Consider the following 1,051-nt stretch of genomic DNA (forward strand, 5'->3'; position numbering starts at 1 on the left):
GCATTGATAAAACCGGCAGGTTTGTAGAAGACGAGGCATTGGATACGCGCGTGATTACCGGTTTCAAACGCCGTCTCAGCGACTTGGAGGCTTTGGCGCGCGACGATGAAGGCTTTATCTACGCAATGACTTCACACTCACGCACCCGTAAAGGCAACCGATCGCCTGACCGCGAACACCTGATGCGCTTTAAAATCCAAGACGGCAATGTGTTGGGGCTGACCAGCTACGACAATCTGACGCAGGTTTTGGAAACCGATCACAAGCTGCATGATTTGATTCGCGAGCGAACCAAGGCAGAGGTTTCTTTTGAAGAAATCAATATTGAGGGCATGGCGTTTGATCCAGTGAAAAAACGTCTTGTTTTGGGCTTCCGTGATCCTGAGTTCAACAACATGGCTTTGGTCGCGTTTATCAGCAATCCGAAAGATGTATTTGAGCGCAATGCCAAGCCTGAGTTTGACGAAGTGGCCGTGATTGATATTGATGGCGGCGGTATCCGTTCCCTCAACTATGATCCTGTTTTGAAAACCTACGTGATCGCTAATGAAGTGAAGGATGAGAATGGACAGAAATTCTCACAACTGTGGACTTGGAGCGGTAATCCGACCGATGAACCGCAAAAAATCTCTTTGCCTAATCTGCAACACATTACCAACGTTGAAGCCGTCGATTCAATTACCGTTAACGGCAAGCCTCAAATGATTTTGATGGGCGATGAAGGCAATGCTTCGCAGAAAATTACTGCCAAGTATATGTTGGTAGATTACAGCCAACTGGGTAAACAATAAGTTATCTTGGCTACTGAATAAAAGGCCGTCTGAAACCGATAGTTTATGGTTTCAGACGGCCTTTTTTGTTTTCAGTAAAACGGGGTGATGGGTTTAAATATTTTAATCAATGATGATTAACCCAAGAACGTGGACAAGTTTCAGACGGCCTTCAAGCCATTGATGACACGTTTGTAGCAGGTATAAACCAATGCCGCGCAGGCCAGCCACATAAGGATATAGAGAAGCGAATGGAAGCTGCCGGCAATTGCATACCATAC

At 46.1% G+C, this 1,051-nt stretch carries 1 protein-coding gene and 1 pseudogene; one reads left to right on the plus strand and one right to left on the minus strand.

Annotation, left to right across the window (positions count from 1 at the left end; genetic code table 11):
- On the plus strand, positions 1-791 hold a 791-nt coding region (locus ACTHUM_RS15085), incomplete at its 5' end, for a DUF3616 domain-containing protein (protein WP_440403300.1).
- 140 nt (positions 792-931) lie between these two features.
- On the opposite strand, the pseudogene ACTHUM_RS15090 reads toward ACTHUM_RS15085, so the two are convergent.
- Positions 932-1,051: pseudogene (locus ACTHUM_RS15090) on the minus strand (CDP-alcohol phosphatidyltransferase family protein); the annotation flags it as partial.

The organism is Neisseria sp. P0021.S006 (assembly GCF_051956895.1).